The organism is Brevibacillus sp. 7WMA2 (genome assembly GCF_010748895.1).
GTDB classification, from domain to species: domain Bacteria; phylum Bacillota; class Bacilli; order Brevibacillales; family Brevibacillaceae; genus Brevibacillus_B; species Brevibacillus_B halotolerans.
In genome coordinates, this window is the sequence record NZ_CP048799.1 from 1,293,274 (window position 1) to 1,313,731 (window position 20,458).

20 protein-coding genes and 1 riboswitch are annotated in these 20,458 nt (G+C 39.7%); of the genes, 2 read left to right on the forward strand and 18 right to left on the reverse strand.

The genetic code is table 11. From position 1 onward, the window contains the following. Positions 1–265: 265 nt before the first annotated feature. The 13 genes from GOP56_RS04885 to GOP56_RS04945 all read right to left on the reverse strand — a co-directional run bounded on the left by GOP56_RS04885 (position 266) and on the right by GOP56_RS04945 (position 13,602). Positions 266–754 (reverse strand): hypothetical protein, encoded by a 489-nt coding sequence (locus tag GOP56_RS04885; protein WP_163244697.1) that lies wholly within the window; start codon positions 752–754, stop codon positions 266–268. A gap of 34 nt (positions 755–788) precedes the next feature. Further along, entirely contained in the window at positions 789–1,904 is a 1,116-nt protein-coding gene (locus GOP56_RS04890) for an N-acetylmuramoyl-L-alanine amidase (RefSeq protein ID WP_163244698.1), read from the reverse strand. A gap of 1,454 nt (positions 1,905–3,358) precedes the next feature. Beyond that, positions 3,359–3,688: a thioredoxin family protein gene (locus GOP56_RS04895; RefSeq protein WP_163244699.1), complete on the reverse strand. Its 330-nt coding sequence runs from the start codon at positions 3,686–3,688 to the stop codon at positions 3,359–3,361. A 525-nt stretch (positions 3,689–4,213) separates the two neighbouring features. Further along, positions 4,214–4,813: a class I SAM-dependent methyltransferase gene (locus GOP56_RS04900; RefSeq protein ID WP_163244700.1), complete on the reverse strand. Its 600-nt coding sequence runs from the start codon at positions 4,811–4,813 to the stop codon at positions 4,214–4,216. 29 nt (positions 4,814–4,842) lie between these two features. Next, on the reverse strand, positions 4,843–4,995 hold the full coding sequence (locus GOP56_RS04905; protein WP_163244701.1) for a hypothetical protein: 153 nt from the start codon (positions 4,993–4,995) through the stop codon (positions 4,843–4,845). 237 nt (positions 4,996–5,232) lie between these two features. Then, positions 5,233–5,631 carry an Rrf2 family transcriptional regulator gene (locus GOP56_RS04910; RefSeq protein WP_003337668.1) on the reverse strand — a complete coding sequence of 133 codons (399 nt, stop codon included), beginning with the start codon at positions 5,629–5,631 and terminating at the stop codon, positions 5,233–5,235. Positions 5,632–6,001: 370 nt separating this feature from the next. Next, positions 6,002–6,667 carry an MBL fold metallo-hydrolase gene (locus tag GOP56_RS04915; protein ID WP_163244702.1) on the reverse strand — a complete coding sequence of 222 codons (666 nt, stop codon included), beginning with the start codon at positions 6,665–6,667 and terminating at the stop codon, positions 6,002–6,004. 485 nt (positions 6,668–7,152) lie between these two features. Then, positions 7,153–7,800, reverse strand: coding sequence for a hypothetical protein (locus GOP56_RS04920; RefSeq protein WP_254068697.1), 648 nt, complete (start codon positions 7,798–7,800; stop codon positions 7,153–7,155). Between the two features lie 117 nt (positions 7,801–7,917). Then, positions 7,918–8,553 (reverse strand): M23 family metallopeptidase, encoded by a 636-nt coding sequence (locus tag GOP56_RS04925; protein ID WP_003337672.1) that lies wholly within the window; start codon positions 8,551–8,553, stop codon positions 7,918–7,920. Between the two features lie 392 nt (positions 8,554–8,945). Next, a complete protein-coding gene (locus GOP56_RS04930) occupies positions 8,946–9,305 on the reverse strand; it encodes a PLAT/LH2 domain-containing protein (RefSeq protein WP_254068619.1) in 360 nt (119 codons plus the stop codon). A gap of 603 nt (positions 9,306–9,908) precedes the next feature. Beyond that, positions 9,909–11,030 (reverse strand): Ger(x)C family spore germination protein, encoded by a 1,122-nt coding sequence (locus tag GOP56_RS04935; protein WP_163244705.1) that lies wholly within the window; start codon positions 11,028–11,030, stop codon positions 9,909–9,911. After that, complete coding sequence (locus GOP56_RS04940; protein ID WP_163244707.1) at positions 11,027–12,130, reverse strand: GerAB/ArcD/ProY family transporter; 1,104 nt, start codon at positions 12,128–12,130, stop codon at positions 11,027–11,029. The genes GOP56_RS04935 and GOP56_RS04940 overlap by 4 nt, the downstream gene beginning before the upstream one ends. Then, positions 12,127–13,602 carry a spore germination protein gene (locus GOP56_RS04945; RefSeq protein WP_163244709.1) on the reverse strand — a complete coding sequence of 492 codons (1,476 nt, stop codon included), beginning with the start codon at positions 13,600–13,602 and terminating at the stop codon, positions 12,127–12,129. Before GOP56_RS04945 ends, GOP56_RS04940 begins: the two co-directional genes overlap by 4 nt. A gap of 93 nt (positions 13,603–13,695) precedes the next feature. Here GOP56_RS04945 and GOP56_RS04950 point away from each other — a divergent pair, with 93 nt between their 5' ends. Next, positions 13,696–14,007 carry an NAD-dependent epimerase/dehydratase family protein gene (locus tag GOP56_RS04950; protein WP_254068621.1) on the forward strand — a complete coding sequence of 104 codons (312 nt, stop codon included), beginning with the start codon at positions 13,696–13,698 and terminating at the stop codon, positions 14,005–14,007. 70 nt (positions 14,008–14,077) lie between these two features. After that, entirely contained in the window at positions 14,078–14,674 is a 597-nt protein-coding gene (locus tag GOP56_RS04955; RefSeq protein WP_163244713.1) for a sigma factor, read from the forward strand. 62 nt (positions 14,675–14,736) lie between these two features. Here GOP56_RS04955 and GOP56_RS04960 read toward each other — a convergent pair whose 3' ends face one another. The 5 genes from GOP56_RS04960 to nrdI form a co-directional block, all read right to left on the reverse strand. Next, positions 14,737–15,693 carry a bile acid:sodium symporter family protein gene (locus GOP56_RS04960; protein ID WP_003339409.1) on the reverse strand — a complete coding sequence of 319 codons (957 nt, stop codon included), beginning with the start codon at positions 15,691–15,693 and terminating at the stop codon, positions 14,737–14,739. Positions 15,694–15,720: 27 nt separating this feature from the next. Continuing rightward, on the reverse strand, positions 15,721–16,395 hold the full coding sequence (locus tag GOP56_RS04965) for a GntR family transcriptional regulator (protein ID WP_163244715.1): 675 nt from the start codon (positions 16,393–16,395) through the stop codon (positions 15,721–15,723). Positions 16,396–16,606: 211 nt separating this feature from the next. After that, positions 16,607–17,599: a class 1b ribonucleoside-diphosphate reductase subunit beta gene (gene nrdF, locus GOP56_RS04970; RefSeq protein ID WP_003337681.1), complete on the reverse strand. Its 993-nt coding sequence runs from the start codon at positions 17,597–17,599 to the stop codon at positions 16,607–16,609. Between the two features lie 15 nt (positions 17,600–17,614). Next, positions 17,615–19,669 carry a class 1b ribonucleoside-diphosphate reductase subunit alpha gene (nrdE, locus tag GOP56_RS04975; RefSeq protein ID WP_051876157.1) on the reverse strand — a complete coding sequence of 685 codons (2,055 nt, stop codon included), beginning with the start codon at positions 19,667–19,669 and terminating at the stop codon, positions 17,615–17,617. Beyond that, positions 19,635–20,060, reverse strand: coding sequence for a class Ib ribonucleoside-diphosphate reductase assembly flavoprotein NrdI (gene nrdI, locus GOP56_RS04980; protein WP_003337683.1), 426 nt, complete (start codon positions 20,058–20,060; stop codon positions 19,635–19,637). The genes nrdE and nrdI overlap by 35 nt, the downstream gene beginning before the upstream one ends. 198 nt (positions 20,061–20,258) lie before the next feature. Continuing rightward, a riboswitch (cobalamin riboswitch) is annotated at positions 20,259–20,456 on the reverse strand. Positions 20,457–20,458 lie beyond the last annotated feature (2 nt).

A 20,458-nucleotide genomic window follows, 5' to 3' on the forward strand; every position in this document is an offset into this window, starting at 1 on the left:
GATTGTATCTATACTATTCGTACATATGTAAAACTGAATCTTTTTTCCTACTTTCCGTGATATAGAGGTATTCTTCACAAAAAATATTGGATTTTTTGGGTTCAAGTCCTACGTTATTCTAGCGATTTCGCCCTCTCTTACTTTCAACTAGAGTTCACGTAATTGGAAGGCTTACATATGTAAAGGGTGCTCCTATATAAGGGCACCCTTTACGAATTCGGTCGGTCATAATTTTACACATTTTATTTAAGAAAGCATCGTTCTGCTACTGAACAGTATCAGATTCCTTTGCTTGTAAGGTTACTACATCAATTTTTTGATTATCCCAAGAGGTTAAAAATGTTAGCATCTCATTTCCAAAGGTATAAACATAATTTTCACACGTAGCAGATTCATAACAAGCCTTTACTTCCATTTGATACTCTGTCCCATACGTTTTGAAGACCTCTTCCTTTGTTTTTGGCAACTTGTCTCCCTCAAGATACTCCATATAAAAGGTGCTTTTTATTACCTTCTCGTTTTGCAAAATCAGAGTATGTGACAATCCCTTTTGACTTCGATATGCCAGTAATTTTGTTTCTCCCTTGTTATCCTCTGACTCTGGCTTTCCGTATTGCTGCAACACTTTATGATATGAATCTCCTACTGATACTCCATGATATTGTACTTTGTGCTCCTGTTGAGATGTTTTCGTATCCTGTGCACAGCCTGAAAGAAACATTACTACTGCCAGCAAATAAAACAAATTCTTCAATTTGTAAGCCTCCTTATTTAATGGCAGTTATATTTCATTTCCGGCCATCATTTACAAATTTATCATGATACACCTTTATATTTTTCATATAGTAATCCCAATCCCAATATCCCCCTGGATCCGTATGTGTTTGATTTGGATACTCGCTATGTCCCTTAATGTGTCTTCTGCTTATGGGGATATCATAAGTATAGGCTAATTTTGCTGCCAACTTTGCAGATTCTCTATACATAATATTGGTAAACCATTTTGGATCATCAATATATCCTTCATGTTCAATGCCAATTGTGTAGGGATTTGCACTTCTTGCATGATAAGCTACATTTCTGTCATCGACCATTTGGGTGATATCGCCATCATCACTCACATAATAATGAGCAGAAGAAGCACCCATACTACCATGATCTCTTTGTGCCCAATCAATGGAGCCAGCATATGTGCCTTGCATTACGTGAATCACTAGATGCGTAATATCTTTTGCAGATCGTCTTGTAGAATCATAATTAGATTCGTGGGCTGAAATCCATTTAATATCAAGTTGAGGCAGGACTTTTTTTTCTTTATATTCTTTTGAATTTTCTGATGGCAACTTGATTAATTTTTCACTGGATAAATCAATGAAACCATTTTCAATTAAACTAAAAACATCTTCAGCATAATGCGTCCTTACCTCATCAGAATCAGCACCACTATATAACTTTACTGCTTCAACCCAATCTTTATAATCCTTTGAATGATTCTTGTTCTTTGTAATATCTTGCTGATATTTTGCTAATATGGCGGCTCCGCCTTTAATATTTGATTGAGTTGATGTTTTTAATTCGTCTGTACTAATTCCAGTTATTTCTGAAGCCTCTTCAAGTGTTTTTCTTTTTGGATTTGACATTAAATTCATAAATCCATATCCATTCATATTATTAGGCTCTCCGTCGTGATCATCTAGCATCGACTCAATCCAGCCTATGGAAATAAGTAATGTAATAGGAACATTGTATTCATCTGCGGCTTCTTTAAACCACTTAACTAATTCCTGTTGGCTTTGTGGAGAAGCATATACTACCGTTGGATTTGTGATAAATGAAGGTATGCTCGATAATAACGTAGATAATAGGGTACATAAAATAGTGAGATTAATAGCTTGCCTTTTCAAAAACGAAACATCCTTTCTCGTATTCCAAAGAAAAAAACCTTCATCTTTTCAACGAGCAGACCTTCATTTTGGAGTTACACAGCCTTGATTTTCTTGTTATAAGTTGCACTATGACTCTTGAATTCGTAAAGCTCTCTGATTTTGACATTTTTACTGTAAGCAGAGTGTGGGATGATTAACTTTTGGAATATTGCTAAAATACATGCGAATATTCCGTTTATAAAGCGAAGATAAACCTATTTGCTCCCCTCAAAAACTAGTCTGGTAGCCATTAAAAACGATAGGAAATCTCATGTTTCCCATATAAATTGACAGTATCTTCTTATTTGGAAAAACGCAATCTTTTTTAATTTTTGGTTAACAACATCGTCATTGTCTACTTCAAAATATCCCATGGCTTTTCATTCAACAGATACAAACTTAGCAATGGGCTTAAACCCCCGTCTATATCAAAAGCTTTTCAGGTTTTAGATTATGTCCTGATCGCTGTAACCTTGTTCTTGTACCTTTCATGATGATACGTCGATTACAGTTATATCTCCTTGAATATCTGTTCTTTAATGATGGTTTTCACATTTGGACCTTGTATTACAATATGAAACACAGAGTCGAACTCTTCCTCGTCACCGCTTTTCACTAGTAACTAGTGCTTGATAGAATTATTTTTATTCACTTACTACCCATCCAAAATTCCGTATGAAAGCTTTTCTTATTTATATATGCCTTCGTAAATCTTTGTAGCTCTTCGTAAATCTACATGTGTTTTTTTATTTTTAGCATGAATTTTTCGCCAAGATCCATTATCACTTCACTTCTTTTTTCATCTTTTACATGCTGAATAATTACCGGTAATGTTTTAACCATAACTACTTAGAGTTAAGTTCTGAAGCTGTTTGTTTAGGGATGTCTAGATCATCGCCATCAAATGTAATATAGATTTTCAGAAATAGAAATATTAAATAATGCCGTTATCAACGGTAATTTTTAATATTTCTACTGAGTGCCATATAAATAAAAGCTTATTTCCATATAACCCCATACGGCCTGGATGCCACTTGTAACAGGGATGATTCCAACCTTGCTTTCTTTAAATGAGATTTTGTTACTAAGAATCCCATTACAAACAATTTCCAGTAAAGGATGCTGTATTTCATCTTTTCATGTAGCTTGTTCTACCAATACTTACTTGTTCATCTGGCACAATGTAACAAATGTGGTTAAAGTTAGATACACGTAAACCAAAAATTCTTCATTACAAGAGTCGCCACCATGGCTGAACATTTTGTTTTGCTCAAACGTGATAAGAAGATTTTACCTCCATAACGCAACGAAAGCCGCCTCATCATAAATCGGCGGCTTTCGTTAGAAGCGTTTCTGTTTACAGAAACCTTATTTAATCCAACATGTTGGTTTGATATTGATTAATTTGTGCCAGCACAGAACATTTTTTGCACTTACGTCGTGCTACCTTTTTTATCTGCGATGAATTGTTTTAATCTTTCGACCGAAACAGTTCCATCTATTTTGTCGATTGGCTCACCATTTTTAAACAAGATAGTAGTAGGTATGCTCATAATTCCAAAATGACTGGCAGTATTAGTTTCTTCTTCTACGTTGATTTTGAGGAGCCTCACTTCGTTGCAAGCTTCCTGATCAAATGCTTCAAGCACAGAACCAAAAAAGTCGCAGGGTCCGCACCAAGGTGCCCAAAAATTAACCAATGTAAAGCCCTCGCTCTTTATGTCTTCTTTAAAGGTAAGATCCATTGAATGACAAATGGTCATTTGCAGCTTCCTCCATTTCATAGTGTTTTTACAGATGTATAACACCTTAAACAATCGATTGGTATAGTGGATAGCCTGCAATGTTTCAATGCTGCAATGCCGCATGCTTCAAGTCTTCAAGCATTGCAACCGTACGATCTCTACCATTACTTGTGCTTCATACCCATCCGACAATGATGAACCGGCGTATATCTCATCACCTCCCTATAAGCAATGCAGGATACGAATAAGTAGCAAGCTTTCCCGGTAAACGTATAGCTACAGCATCCAGTCTTCTCGCCCATAGGACTGATATGCACGTCTACTTCGGACAATGTCGAGACCCTCTCGTTTTCCCCCTTCATAGATGAAAGCACATCGATTATACTTTTCGAATTATGCTGGTGACAGTGATTCACTCCTGCTGTTCACTCCTGCTGACATCATATTTCAAGTCATTTATCGAGAATCCCCCATTCATCTACTTTAGAGAGACTTTTGCACCATAACATGTAGTTGGCAATAGGGCTATTTTGTTCCCCTCATCTACTTTTTTCTTGCTACAAGCTGAATGACATGGGCCAATCCAGTGTGCAATTTTCCTTCCACTCTCTCTTGTTCTCCATAGAAGAAATGAATCACCTCATGACCTTCACACCAAGACAGAACTTCCTGTGGCTCATACAGCATAGCAACGTCTGCGGGCCCACCTGTTCCATAATGTAATTGGTCCTTGGAGTACACCTCAAGCATAATAATTCCACCAGGCTTACTAGCATTTTTCATTTTTTGAAAGATCATTTCCTGCGCATCTTTATGAAAATGTCCAAATACCATGATTGCGGCATCATATTCCTCGTTTGGTACGTTATCTACCAGCAAGTCTACCTTTTTTGTCTGAACATCAACAGCATACTTCTGAGCTAGTTTTCTTGTTTTTTGCAGACCACTCTCCGCATAATCAATGGCGGTCACTTCATGACCTCTGCTTGCTAGAAAAACAGCATTCCTACCTTCGCCCTCTGCAAAGGCTACGACCCTTGGGCATTCTTTTAATCGAAAGGCTTGTTGATAAATAAACACGTTCGGTTCTTCTCCATAGATATATTCCTCTGAACGAAACCGCTCATTCCATGTACTTTCCATATTAATTAGCCTCCTGTGATTCCTTTATGTTAGCGATATATTTTTCGCTGCCTAAGACTTCTGTCAAGGGTTTCTTGGAATGAAATATCCGTGGTAAGATGATCGGTATGTTCCAATGCCGAACAAGCATATCCTCCTTGCCGATCAGGTAGATTTTCTACCAGAACCCCTCTCATTCTCATTCATTGGTTCTCCCTCTTGTTGCTATTTTTTTGCCGGAAAAGCCTTTAAGTCACAACAACGTTCTGCATCTTAGTCATGTGGAAAAAATTCATCGCAAGTAATTGTGAAATTATAAAGCAAAACGTTCATCTGTATATAACTAGACATTACAGACTCGTAATGTCTATAATTAAGTTAAAAAAAGCTCTTTTATAAGTGGCCAACTGTTCGCCTCCTTTCATTGTAAAGTGACTTGCTTACACCTGCGTTTGCTTTTTAGCTAGGTCTGACAATTTCATTTTTTTGAGGTGCGACTCCATTTTCTGTTCCGCTTCCATCATAACAGCTTGAATCAGGCATTCGTCACCGTGGAGAAAGTCACATTCAAATAAAGAACTGGTGCCTTCAATAGCATGGATAATATCCAAAAAGGTAATATCGTCTTTTTTGCGAGATAACCGATACCCTCCGTTAGCTCCCGAAACTGATTCGATCATCCCTGCTTTCACGAGCCTTGTTAAAATTTTGGAAAGATAGGTTGGTGAGACGCCTTGGGCTTCCGCCAACTGCTGAACTCCTACCGGCTTTACCGGAGAATCGGAAACGAGCGCAAGCATCGTGTGCAGAGCATAGTTTGTTGCTTTCGTGAATCTCATGAACGCACCTCAATTACGGATTTATTGTATCCATAATATCCTTGAAATCAATGGTGTGTCAAGCTGTACCTTTTCATCAATTCATATTGTCTAGCATTGATGGCTTGGAGGCACTACAGTACTCTGTTTAGCTAATAAGCTCGTAATTATAGGGACTAATTCTTTGAAGCCACCTATTACTGCAATGAGAGTACAAGCCTGCGACACCTTCCATGTGGGCTACGTCCTCCAAAATGCCTAGCTCACACGAAAGGGGCATCTGAACCACGTGTTCGTTGAAAAAAAAGTTGATTGTCTACCATTATTCAAGTATTGAACCCGTTAGCGTAACAAAGTCGTTTCACCAAAGATCATCGCTGAAACCTTACCCTTAGAATCCTTGGCTAAGTCCTACTAACTGATCTTTAACATTTACATTACTTAATCCCCCGTGGTAACAAACCACGGATCCAATGTCGAGGTCTACATACTTTTTTAAAGAGAGACGAGCTGCATTCATATCCGGTGTGGTCGGGACATGAATTCCTGCGAGAATCCCATTTACACTGTACATCGAATCCCCGGCGATGAGAGTCTTACTTTGCCTTAAATAAAGGCTGATATGCCCGGGAGTATGCCCAGGAGTATGAATGACGCGAATCCTGCCACAAAACGGCAGTTCCTGACCGTCAATCAAGATATCGTCCACTCTGCCTTTCGGGGGATTATCAAGGTGCCCGTCTTTTAAAAGTGGTATTTCCCCCTGAATATACGGCTTATCCAGTTCGTGCGCATAAACTTTAACATTAGTACCACACTCCTGCAAAATCTCAGGAAGACTGCCTATATGATCCACATCCTGATGCGTCAAAATCACAACTTTTAGTTTGTCGAACGACACTCCTATCTTTTCCATAGCCACGCGTAAATCTTCAATTTGCCCAGGGAATCCTGTGTCTATTAAAACAGCCATTTCTCGATCCCACAAAAGAATTGGGTGAATAATATTCCCATGAAAATCTAGATGAAGCATTTCTACTCCCTTTGAAATTTCCATAATATCGGGCCTCCGTAAAATTAAATTTTTACGCAAAAATGCAATACTATTTTGTAGGTTTAGTAGTTGTCAACATCTTCTCTATAAATCGCTCGACATAACAGAACGGTTCCCTGCCGCTTACTTGATGTCTATTGATTTGCACGATACTGCCCGTTAGTTGAATAACTTACCTTTTTACAACGAACACCATGTATGAATGACCTTACGCGTATAGCATGTAATCTATTAATTGAAAGACAGAATGAATCAAAGCCTTACAGTAATAATTAATATGTAAAGTTTAATGGTTTCGCTGACTATTTTTACTAATTTTCCTAATCAAGATTCTATTCTTAGAACCTTTACTCATTCCCTAATTGAATTGATTCTTTAGAAAACGCCCGAATCCAAAAATTCAGGCGTTTCGTTCTATATTAGAAATAAAGACAATCTGGGACACTATTTATATACCTATCCTCCCTAAATAAGGGATGTTGTATGAATCAGTGGTGTTCAATTCCAGTAATTAAAAAGTGATTATCCTTTTCAACTAAACTAAATTCTACATCCACCTTATTTTTCTGTTTCGATTTGGGATCTAGGTAATCATATTCTGTGCCCGTTACCCTTACAATCATTTTAGAGTCCTTTTTGTCCAATATAACTTTTAAATCTTCATCGATGCTACTTGTCCCACTTCCGAATCTTTCTGTGGGGATTGAAGCATAGGTCCCATCAGACTCCTTGCTAAAGAAGGTTGCAAAAATAGCCTCCGATTCTTCTGGTACAAAGTATTTATTGAGTCGGGCAATAATGATTTCCTTCGCTGTTTCGTCAAGCTTGGTGTTCGAGCTAAGCAGTCTAGTAAGATCATCTGTCCATGTTTGTAATTTATTAAACCAGATCCACTTGGAGATATCATCCTTCGTTTTTAGCACATGATCATCTAGTATTGGTGGGGAATACGGTTCTAATAAGGATATGACTAAGCTAACATTGTCCTTTGTTAAAAATCCCTCTTTAGACTCAGGGGTAGGATTTGTTGCGGAAGGGACAGGCTGTGCGTCCTTCCCTTCTGGCTTGGCAGCAGGTTGACTAGAACCGCATCCACTAATTGGTATTGATAGGCAAAGGAAAAGCGTCAAAAACATTTTTTTCACAAAAGTTATCCTCCTTACTTCTTGTTATGGAAAAACTCAGGTTAATCCTAACCTGAGTTTCATACACCACTTATTATATTACAAAAATTCAAAAAATACATTTTTTAACTATTCAAGAGGAATCCCTAGTTCTTCACGTTGTTCAGGGGTCATTTCTCTAATCTCCTCAATGCTGTAAAAAGTTCCTTCACTTAAATCAAGTTCACCATGATCTTCTATTTCTTCAAAATCTCCAATAAGGCTTTTCTTTACTTTATATTCTGGGAAATAATCAGATGGGTTCAAACGCTCATTTGAATGATTAAAACCAGAACCACTTCTCACTTCAAAATGTAAATGAACGCCTGTTGAATCACCAGTAGTCCCCATTACTCCAATTTGATCACCTTCTTTAAGCTTGTCGTTAGTAGAAACTAGTGGTTCTTTATCTAGATGAGCATACCATGTTTGGATTTTCTTTTTGTCAACAGTATGATCAATGACAACTAGATATCCATAGCTTGCACCCTTTGTCTTACTACTATGGAAGCCTGCTTGAACTACTTTTCCATCATAGGCTGCCATAATTTTATCTCCAGCCTTTGTACCACTCTTAGGAATAATATCGAGTGCTTTATGCTTGTCACTATAGCCCCGGGATAGTGTTTTTGATTCTGTTGGCAACGTTTTGGCATATGCAGAACTTACTCCAACTACTAGTGATAGAATTGTAACCAGTGCTATTGCTTGCTTTTTCAAATTCATCTACTCCTTAACTCTATTTTTCAAATCATAAGTTCATTATATATTAAATTACCATTATATCAATAATTTTCCAATAAACTATTTATTTAATTTAGACTATTTAAAATATTATAAATTTAAATATTTTATCCTACTTATGTCATAAACAACAATAAAATATTCTATGATGCGTGTATATTTATACTCCTCAAAAATTCTCTACTTTACTTGTCTTTAGTACGATCCTCGTATCCATAAACTTTTCAAATAAGAAATGGCACTGAAGAATTATGATTAGAAAGTATACTCTGACAGAAGGGCACCCTTTAAGAACCAGGACGGTAATATTACTTCGCTACATACTCATCTTACAATCAACTCTTGTCCTTTATCATTTACACTCATCCATGCATTTATCTTGTAATCGAATCGTGTGAACCTTTTAAACCCATCCATTCATCTATCTTGTAGTACGTGCCATTAATAGTGACAGACTTGATTTTCCAAGCTGGCTTCCATTCGTCTTTCTCCCAAGATAATCCATACCCCTTTCCATCCATTGGTTTCTCTGTAAATAGATAAAACGTTTCCTTATCTCCCGCTTCGAAATTACCTTGAAGTGCTATAGCATCAGTACGATATTTATTCCCATACAGTGCGATACTAATATTGGCATCAGTGTCAGAATCCGCTTCTGAATCGGTTTCTATAATGAAAGTATTTTTATACCCATCATCGTATGAAATACTAATTTTTTCAGAAAAGGCTGCCACTTTTGCTTGAACTTCGATAGGTGCAGCAAGTGATGCCATGGGGAAATAGAGTGTAAAAACAGATAGAGAAACTACTGAGACTAATTTTTCATTTTTTATCTTCCTTTCATATGGAATGAACTAGTTCGATACCAAAATATCACATATTTGTAAAATGATCTATGAATTATTTACTATTTTCAATATTTTTTCATTTTTGTAAAAACATTTCACGCATTAGTTATCTACTAGTGAAATGAAAATTTAGAATAATATAAAATTTAGGGTTGCAATCATCAATCGTCTTGATTGTTACTCTTTCTGCTCATGACAGGTGCTAAAACAATCCATAACGTATCTACCTTTTTTCAATAGGCAATCACCCTAGTCACTCACTTAAAAGGATAAAAAAGAAGCCCTCTTCAAAAAAAGAGCTTCTTTTTCTTTATAGTAGCTAGTCTGGACTCTTCCATTTTCATAGACATTGATTAGCTCAGCGGTTTATTGTTCCACTCCAACTTATAGGAGCAAATTCCCGCTTGTCCCCCTGCCATTACATACGGCCCCATAATAGTATTCAAGCGAATCGTCTACAGTACGATTATTTATATAATCTAGCGTTGCTCATTTGACAGACCCCATACCAATGATTTTTACTTTCACCTTAATATTTACTCTCGATTTCTGGAAGTTGTCCAGCCAGTTCTCTTTCACCTTTTTCCATTGGGGGTAGGTATAAGCTCGTGCGTACATACCGAATCCGACTGGATCAATTTTCGCTTTTTGCAGTTTGCGAATCATTTTGGAGAATTTTTGTTCCAGATTTTCTTCGATCATTTTCTCCAATTCCTCTGGTGATTCCATCACATTGAATGGGAATAGACGCTCTGAAATAGTAGCAGTGGAATGAACATTCACATCAAATATGAAGCGGTCCCTTTCATATCGAGCTTGCGTTGTTGTCTTGATGCTATGGAGATTGACGCTAATTCGTTTCGTATCCACTTTATCAATGGCTTGTCCTGGAGCATTCGGCAGGTGTAACGTAAAAGGAAATTCTCCCCTTGTTTTTTTTCGCAAGATATAAATCATCTTTCCTTCATCTGAATCAACTAACATTTTGACGCGGGAAGCTTTGTCCAATAACGCCGTACCGGCCAAGAGAAGCTCCTGTTCCTTGCGAAGTGCCGTAATGCTTGGTGTAATGCCATCGTCCTTCAATTGACGATGGAATTCCTGTATGGTGGTTTTGGTCGTCTCATTTCGAAACAGACCTGTCTCCACAAGGTTTGACAAATACAATGGTAAACGGGGCTTGTCTTTAGGCGTATAGCGCATTATTTCGTCAATGGAACCGTCATAATAGACAACACGGGCCGTGGCCGTGCTTTTGGGGTCTCGATAGAACGGATCAAGTAGTATTGACCAATCCTTTTGCTTGGCGAGTTTTTTTCCAATAATCACGATCTGTGTCTTGCCTGCCGTAGTCAAGCCCAAAGCCCGCTTATCGAAGCCTTCGCGTGAATGTCGCAAGGTAGTTGCACGGACCTCGAACTCTTCTTCCTTATCTTTCGCTTCTTTCGAGAAGACCGGACTTGAGATCCCGAATACCAAATTCCCTTCATCATCCAGATCAATCCCAATAACCAGTGTCAATGTCATATTCTCGATCGTCGTATAGCCACAGCCCGAGATGGGAGAAAGGGCGAACAGCATCATTACGATTATCAATATCTGGCGCATCATCGACTCGCCTCCCTCGGTGTCCGCTTCTGGTAAACCTTGATGTATAGATAAAGTAGAACGGGCAGGAGATAAGAAACGATCAGGCCGAGATAGCTTGCCCACTGATTCCAGCGCAACGATTCAATCCAAGATGGCTTCAGCCACGAGGTAATCAAGACTGTTCCGATGCAGATTGCGAGTGCATACGGGCCGTGGTTTTTTGTACCAAATAGACTTGCTCCGCTGACGGAGGCGCAATAGATAAATGGAATTAACGATGTCGAAATAACAAATAGATAGATCGCCAGGAAAATGATGTCAAATCTCTCCAAGAAGCGGAATTCGATGAGCTTCAGCAGGTTCAAAACAGGTTGATTGTAATCCAGAATCTCCTCTGGACTGAAAAAAATAAAGCAAACAAGTGTACTGAACACATAAATAAGCATTGTCAAGGTATTGCCCAGCACGATCCCGTGGACTGCCAGATCCTTGCGGCGAAGATACGGATAGATGATGAATAAAATCTCAAATCCAAGATAGGCTTTCGTCGTTGTCGGCATCGCCTGCAGGATCGGTTCCCAGCCTTCCTTGATAACAGGAAGCAGGTGAATGAAATATCCCTCACGCAGTGGTATCAGCAATACAGGAGCCATCCATATTGTTAGGAAGAACACAACTTCACAATATCTAGCAATAGCAAGAATATGCTTCCTCGCTGTTATGTAGGCAGGAATAACGAGCAGTAGCATAATAAACGGAATCGACGTCATGGGCAAGAACCATGCCCTTGTATACAGCATAGTTGAGATAAATGTAGACCATGCCGAAAATGTGAAATGTAAAGTAACCAGCGCAATAAGTAGCTTGCTGATGATTTTTCCAAAGAGTCGTTCCAACAATTGAAAAAAAGTATCTTCCGGGTATTGCGCCATTACAGCAACCATAATGATGCTTAATACCAGATTAACCAGCCAAGACAGCACCAGCGCAATCCAGCCATCCGTCGAGGCTATCTCCGCAAGCTGACGTGGCAAGGACAGGACGCTGGTTGCCACTTGAATACCGTGAATCAACAAGGTGTACTGCATAAAGCTGATGCGGTATTTCCTATGTCCACTCAAGATGAATTGCCTCCTCCCGGCTTATTATTAGCTTGCCGTCGAAGCTGTTTAGGGTGAGATCCAGCTGGACGTCTTTTCATCAACCACAATGGGAAGCGTACGAATGTATCCTTCAGATCGGGAAAACGGATAGGAGCTAACGGGGTACCATATGAGACTCCAAGTGATGTTAGCGAAGTCAAATGTGAGACAAGAAGCATGCCACCGCTTACAATGCCAATAAAGCCATATAAAAAAGCAATCAGCATCATCGGAAAACGCAGGAAGCGAATCGCAGTTCCCATATCATAATTAGGCATAATGAAGGATGCAATTGCCGTAGACGCAACAACGATAACCATGATGTTGCTGACAATTCCCGCCTGTACGGCTGTCTGCCCGATAATTATACCGCCAACAAGTCCGACGGTCTGTCCGATCGGAGCCGGTAGCCGAATTCCTGCCTCTCGCATCATTTCCAGTGTTACTTCCATAATGAATGCCTCTAGAAGCGGATGGAACGGAACTCTTTCTCTGGATTCTGCGACTGACAGAATTAACTTAATAGGAATGACCTCATAATTAAAAGTAATGAAAGATATGTAGATCGCCGGTAAAAATAGTGCGACAAAAAAAGCAAAGAAACGGAGCAAGCGAATGAAGGAAGCATAGATCCACCGCATGCTATAATCATCTACGCTTTGAAAGAATGATACAAACGACACCGGTCCGACAAGCACACTCGGCGAACGGTCAACAATGACGACATATCGGCCTTGCAAAATATGAGAAGCAGCAGAGTCAGCTCGCTCTGTCACCAATAGCTGAGGGAACGGAGAAAATGCACTATCCTCGATTAGCTCTATCAGTTCACCTGTATTGATAATGCAGTCGATATCCAGTCCTTCGATGCGTTGAACAAGCTCCTGTAAAACCTCTGGAGCGGCCACATCCTGTAGATACATAATAGATAAGTTTACCGGACAACGCGCCCCTGCTTTAACCTGCTTAATTTTAAGTTCACGGTTAGGAATATAACGCCGAATTAGGGCGATATTCTGTGAGCCCGTTTCGACGAATCCCTGATGTGAGCCTAGAATAGACGTTTCGATCGATGGGTCGGCAATCGATCGCTGCGGCCATCCGCTTGTATCAAGGATGTAAGCTTCCGTAGAACCAGAAAGAAACAGCACACTCTTGCCATCAAGGAGTAGCTTTTCAATTTGTACCATATCGGACTCTGTTTCGATTTTGCCCACGCTAATAGGAAGGGAACCCTCCGTCATTGACAGTGATTCGATAAGTGGACGAAGGACATCATTATTGATTGAGTTCATATCGATTAAGCCTTCGAAATAGACGAGCATAGTTTCATCTGCGTGCGGCGACTCGATACTCCGGTAGACCAGATCAGGAGCGTCAGAGAAAATGGATTTCAGCCGTTGAATATTATCTGACAGCTGTTCACTTACTTTACCGTACTGTTCTGGCATTCTGTTCACCCTCACGATTGTTCATATGAGTGAAGTCTGCCTCACAAGTTTCCATTTTATTCTTTATAAATGGGAATGTATGATGTAGATGGAATGATTACCGAGCGGGTACATAAAAAAGAAATGATGGGAACTGAGGGAATAAGCTCCTTCCTTCATGTTGAAGATGCGGCTAGAGCGGCTTTCCTAGCACTTGATTGGCCATCTGGTCCAGTTAACGAACCAGTTGCAGGATCTGTGTGGCTCCCCGCTTATGCCTCTATAATAGGCGCACCTCAGCCCACAATCCTAGCAGAGAGCAATCGCGGAGAACGCGGTGCATCAAATGCTAAAGCACGTACGCATTATGACTGGACACCTCTTCATCCAACTTGGCGTGAGGGTTTCAAAAAAGCTTTAAAATAAATACCTTTATGTATAAAGAGATTCCCTAGATCATGTATCTAGGGTATTTTTCAGCATAGGAGGAGTTTTTGTGGAGTATCATTCACACTTACAGAACGGAATGGTAGAAGAATTTTATTTATCCTTTAAGCCCTATTTACTTTCTATCGCGTATCGGATGCTTGGTTCTTTAACTGATGCTGAGGATATTGTTCAAGATACCTTTCTTCAATTACAGCGAACCGACATTTCTTATATTACCAATGCAAAATCTTATTTAAGCAAAATGGTGACAAATCGTTGCATAAATGAAATGAAATCAGCTAGAAAAAAAAGAGAAGCTTACCAAGGCGCTTGGTTACCTGAGCCCATTATCCATGGTCAAATCCTAGACCCTTCTGAAAAAGTGATCCAAGATGATTCTCTCAGTTATGCCCTTCTTAGATTAATGGAAGAATTGTCTGCAATGGAGCGAGCAGTCTATGTTCTAAGAACAGCACACGTCGTACATGTAAATAATCAAAAAGGCATTCTGATTGTAAAGGATGACAAGCCAATCGGGGTATTTAGTTTTGTTTGGCATCCAAGTACGCATAAAATCCGCCAGTTGTTTTATGTGGTAAATCCTGATAAACTCCAAAAGATCGATCTATCTCTACTCTCTGCCCCTCTATTCACCATCAATTGAAAAATAACAAAAAAAGAGCCTGATCGATCCTTTTTGAGGTAACAATCGGCTCTTCTTTTCCCTTATGTCATTTGGTCCATATCCTCTTCATGCTTCTCTCTCATTCTACTAAAAATAGACGCCAATACAGACCCAGAAATATTATGCCAAACACTAAAAATAGCACTTGGTACTGCTGCTAAAGGAGAAAAATGTGCGGTTGCAATTGCGACTCCCAGCCCAGAGTTCTGCATACCTACCTCCATAGCGACAGCCTTTTGTTTGGCTAGATCCATTCCGCAAAGACGGGCAAACAGGAAGCCCAACAGAAAACCAAGGACATTATGAAGGACGACGACAGCAAAAATCATCAATCCCGCTGAAGCTAGTTTCTCCTGATTCCCAGCTACTACACCGCAGATAATCATCACTATGGCAACTACCGATACTAGCGGTAATGCTTTCACGCTTGCGGCTGCCTGTCTTGCAAAACACTTTTTCACCAAGAGCCCTAGAATGAGTGGAATGATAACCACCTGAATGATGGAATAAAATAAGGACCAGATATTTATATCGACCCATTTACTTGCAAGTAGCAAAATTAAAAACGGTGTAACAATAGGTGCAAGTAGCGTAGATACAGAAGCGATCGCTACAGCAAGAGCTACGTCTCCTTTTGATAAAAATACCATCACATTAGAAGCAGTACCGCTTGGACAGCACCCTACCAGAATAACACCAACTGCAATTTCTGGTGGCAAATCTAAGACATAAGCTAAGATAAATGCCAATAGCGGCATCACAAGATAATGGCCAATGACACCTAACGTCACATCTTTTGGACGGCGAAATACCTCTTTAAAATCTGACGCTGAAATCGTTAAGCCCATACCGAACATCACGATGCCAAGCAATGGTATTATATAAGCCCCAATCCATGTAAAATGCTTAGGAAATATATAAGCAATTACAGAAAATAACAGAACCCACACGGTAAATGTCTTGCCTGCAAACGAACTGACTCTCTCCACAAATCCCATCATAAAGCCCCCCTGTGATTTCTCTATCTATATTTGCTGCATAAGTGCATATATTTCTCGCATAGGCCTGAGTATATTTTGCTTAATGCTTGTTTCAAGCTTTTCTTTATCCCCAGTTTGTATCGCAAGAATAATGTCCTCATGTTCATGAATGGAAGCCTGATTCATTTCACACGGCTGCTTCAAAAATACATATTTAAAGCGACGAATATGATTTTGCAAAGAAACATGAAACTTGCTCAAATACGGATTATCGGCAACATCTGTTATTAGATTATGGAATTGCTCGTCATACTCCATCGCTTGGAAAGGCTGTTCTCTGGCAATCGCTCCTGCAAATTTTTCGTTCCATTCTTGCAATTGTTCGATATGCTGAGGCAAGATGTGCACAGAAGCAAATTCGGCTGCCAGTGCATGTAATGTTGCAAGTGTAGGATAAATTTTTAAGATATCTTCCTTCTCAAGACTGGTCACTCTCGTCTCTTTCCCTGGTTGCATATGGACCAATCCCTGTACTTCAAGTAATTGAAGAGCTTCTCTTACAGGTGTTCTACTCACGTTTAATGCTTCCGCCAGTTGAATGTCCACCAATTTTTCTCCTGGCTCTAGTGTCCCATCTATGATCCATCTTTGAATGTGAGAGAAGGCATGGTCTTTGGCTGACACTCGAATAGGTGCTACGTAATTACTAGGAATTGGCATGTCTTCCCTCCTTATTCAATATGTAATATATCGCATACAGCTTGTACATTCAACCGAATTTTCAATCTATTTACACTTCCAAATTATACAAAAGGACCGTAGCTGGGCTTTATCCCAACCACGGTCCTTTTCGTTAGCTTTCCTTTTACAAACTACATAATTTGGTTGTCGCTTGTATGCAGGGCTCGCTGGCCGCTATTAGCATCTCTTATTAGAATGAGGTATCCTTTACGCGCTCGTTCAAGAAATCAAAGTCTTGATCATGGAGCGGCTCCACTTTCCCTTTTTGATAACCGCTTCCTTTTGTGGAAAAGAAGTCATGCGTGCTCGTTTCTGTACGAATCCCGTTTAATACAACAGGGTGAACTTCTTCCTCATCAAAAATCGGTTCGAGCCCTAGGTTCATTAGAGCTTTATTTGCATTATAACGAATATACTTTTTCACTTCATGTGTTAACCCAATGGAATCATAGAGTGTCTCGGTATATTCTAATTCATTTTTGTATAGAGCTTGGAGAAGTTCATCAACAAACACTGTTGCTTGCTCCTGCTCAGCCTCTGTTAATCTAGCAAAAACCTCTTGGGCTAGCAAGCCGACAAATACACCATGCACACTTTCATCACGGATAATTAGCTTGATAATTTCACCGCTGGCAACCATTTTCCCTTGACCTGCTAAAAATAGTGGATAGAAGAATCCGGAATAAAACAGGAAGCTCTCTAAAAATACGGAAGCTACCATCGCTTTATACAGGCTCATATCGTCGCCATCTTTGATACCTCTGTAGATTTCATCAATAACTTCTGTTTTATACTGCAGATGTTTATCTTCTTTTACCCACTGGAAAATTTCATGAATCCGCTCAGAACTTGCTACTGTTGTAAAAATAGTGCTGTAGCTCTTCGCGTGAATCTCTTCCATCGCTGCCTGGAAAATTAGAATTGCTTTCTTTTGCTTCTCTTTAACATGCTGGGCAATCATGGGCATGCCAACATTTCCTTGTTCTGTATCAAGCAAGGTTAGCCCACCTAATACCTTCATGTACGTATCCCGTTCATTGTCCGTTAGATTCGTCCATGACTTTAAATCCTTCGAAATTGGAATCTCTGTATCTAGCCAGAACTGAGATGTATTTTGCGTCCATAGCATCTCGGTATACTGGGTTTCCGGTTCATTCCAGTTGACTGCTTCAAATTTAGACATTGCGATGCTCCTCTCTTATACGCTGCAACTAACGCATTCCTCAATGGTTTTTTTCTTTGTACGGGTATAATACAGCGTCTTTAAGCCCTTTTTCTGAGCATAGATATAATACATAGCCAAATCCCGTGTGGTTGCGTCATCTTTTACATACAGAATAGTAGAAATCGCCTGGTCGATATGCACCTGAACTTCTGCTACGAGATCAATCACATTAAACATGTTCATGTCATATGCTTCTTTGTAGTAGAAGAAATTGTCATCATCTAAGAACGGCATCGGATAAATCGTTTTGGAATCACCATATTCGCGTTCCTCGATACGCTGTGTAATAGGTGCAATAGATGCCGTAGAGGACTGTAGATAAGAGATCGAGCCCGTTGGAGCAATTGCCAAACGATAGGCATGGTAAAGTCCGTGGGTTTGTACCTCATCCTGCAAGCGAGCCCAATCTTCCTTCGTAGGAATATGGTGACCTTCGAACAATTGCTGAACCTTTTCGGTTTTTGGTGAATAATCGTGCTGCTGATAACGTTCGAAATAGCTACCGGATGCATATTCACTGTGCTCGAAATCTTGGAAAGTAATTCCTCGCTCTTTTGCAATTAGCATAGAACGTTCTAATGAATAAAAATTTAAGATCATAAAGAATGTACGCGAGAAGTCAATCGCTTCTTTTGACTCATAAGGAATCTTATTTTTAGCCAAGTATCCGTGTAGATTCATAGCTCCCAAGCCAACAGAATGAAGCTCTCGGTTTGCCTTTGCCACAGATGGAACGATCGAAATATTTGTACGGTCACTCACCTCTGTCAGAGCATCCATTGCTAGATGAATCGTGTCTCGCATTCTCTTATTCGCCATTACATTTACAATGTTAAGCGAGCCAAGGTTGCACGAGATATCGCGGTTAATAACATCCTCCACCCCATAATCATTAATGGTGGAAACTTCACTAAGCTGAGCGATTTCACTGCACAGATTAGAAAATTTAACTCGGCCAATCTCTTTTAATGCGTGATATTCATTAACATTATCAACATACATAATATATGGGTAACCAGATTCCATCTGGATTTGAGCTAATTTCATGATCAGATCACGTGCGCCGATTTTTTTCTTACGTACACGCGGGTTATTGACCAGCTCGTCGTACATGCTGGTGATGTCCATATCGTCTAAGTGCTGCCCGTACTCTTTGAACACAGTATGAGGATAGAATAAGTACATGTCTTTATCTTTTTCTACTAGCTCAAAGAATTTATTAGGTGTAACAACGCCAAGTGATAAGGTTTTAATTCTGATTTTCTCATCGCTGTTTATTTTTTTGGTATCTAAAAATTCTTGAATGTCGGCATGGAAAATATTGAGATAAACAACCCCACTACCATCGCGTTGACCAAGCTGATTTGCATATGAGAACGCATCCTCAAACAGCTTCATTACAGGAAGAACCCCACTTGCTTTACCATCTAGTCCTTTGATTTGCTCGCCAGCGGCACGGATTTTGCTCAGGTTCAAGCTTACACCGCCGCCAATTTTGCTTAGTTGCAAAGCGGAATTAATAGAGAACCCAATCGAATTCATTGAATCATCTACCTCAAGCAAGAAACAGCTAACTAGCTCCCCGCGACGTTTTTTACCTGCATTCAAGAAGGTAGGAGTAGCAGGCTGATATTCTTGTGAGATTAACAGGTCTGCATATTGCAATGCTTTTTCGCTATCCCCTTTTGCTAGGAACAAGGAAACTACAGCAATTCGATCCTCGTAACGTTCAAGGAATTTGCTTCCATCGTTCGTTTTCATCGCATAATTATTATAAAACTTGAATGCACTCATGAAGGATGGGAAGCGGAATTTTTTATCATATACATAGCGATAGACCCGTTCGATATCGGCAAATTCATAGCCTTCAAACACTTCAGCTTCATAGTAGTCATTTTCAATTAAGTAGTTAATCTTCTCACGTAAGTTATGGAAAAAGACCGTATTCTGATTTACGAAATCAACGAAATAGCTCTTCGCTGCCTCTAAATCTTTATGAAACTGAAATTTCCCGTCTTTCTTCACCATAATTTCGTTGTTCAACGTGATCCATTGTGGTAGTTGCGTGGACAAAGTGAAATACCTCCTGCTTAAAAGTTTCTACATCTCGTTTGGTACCGCTCAATTCAAATTTCATGACCAATGGTACATTGTATTGTTCGGCTATCTGGTCAGCTGCAAGTCCGTAGCGAGTCCCCCAATTCATGTTCCCGCTAGTTGCAACTCCCTTCATCCATTGAGAGTGTTGCGTTAGAAATTGTCGTGTCGTTTCAGGAACTTGTCCAAATCCCGTTGTATATGTAATCAGAATGAAAGGTTCGTTTATGACGATATCATCGGAAATTTGTATACAGCGAAAATCTAGTTTTTGGACAAAGCGTTTCACATTTCCTGTTTTGGAATCATATACGATCAGCATCGATACACCCCCCTTTCATGTATAAAGGACATAAGATGGTAGCCAAGCTGACTGCTGATAAATGCCGCTTTTTGCCAACATAAAAAGCTCATCCCTTCATGGGTGAGCTTTAAAACGGCACAACAAAGAAAAAATAGCAAAGCAAATAGCCGCTACTATTTAATCCCCGTACCGTTTCAACTTCCCACTCCCCGAAGATGCGAAACTAAGAGAATGGGCAGGTCTACTGACTTGTGTTTCACTTTACTTTGAGCCCTTCCCATATAAGTCGCCTGAGACATGCTTATACAGTGGTTTTGCTCATTTCATCCACACTTACAGTTGCGGGGACAGCTCTGGAATTTCACCAGATTCCCTATTAAGTCGCAAAATGACACCTAATTCTCGGCGGTAAAGTA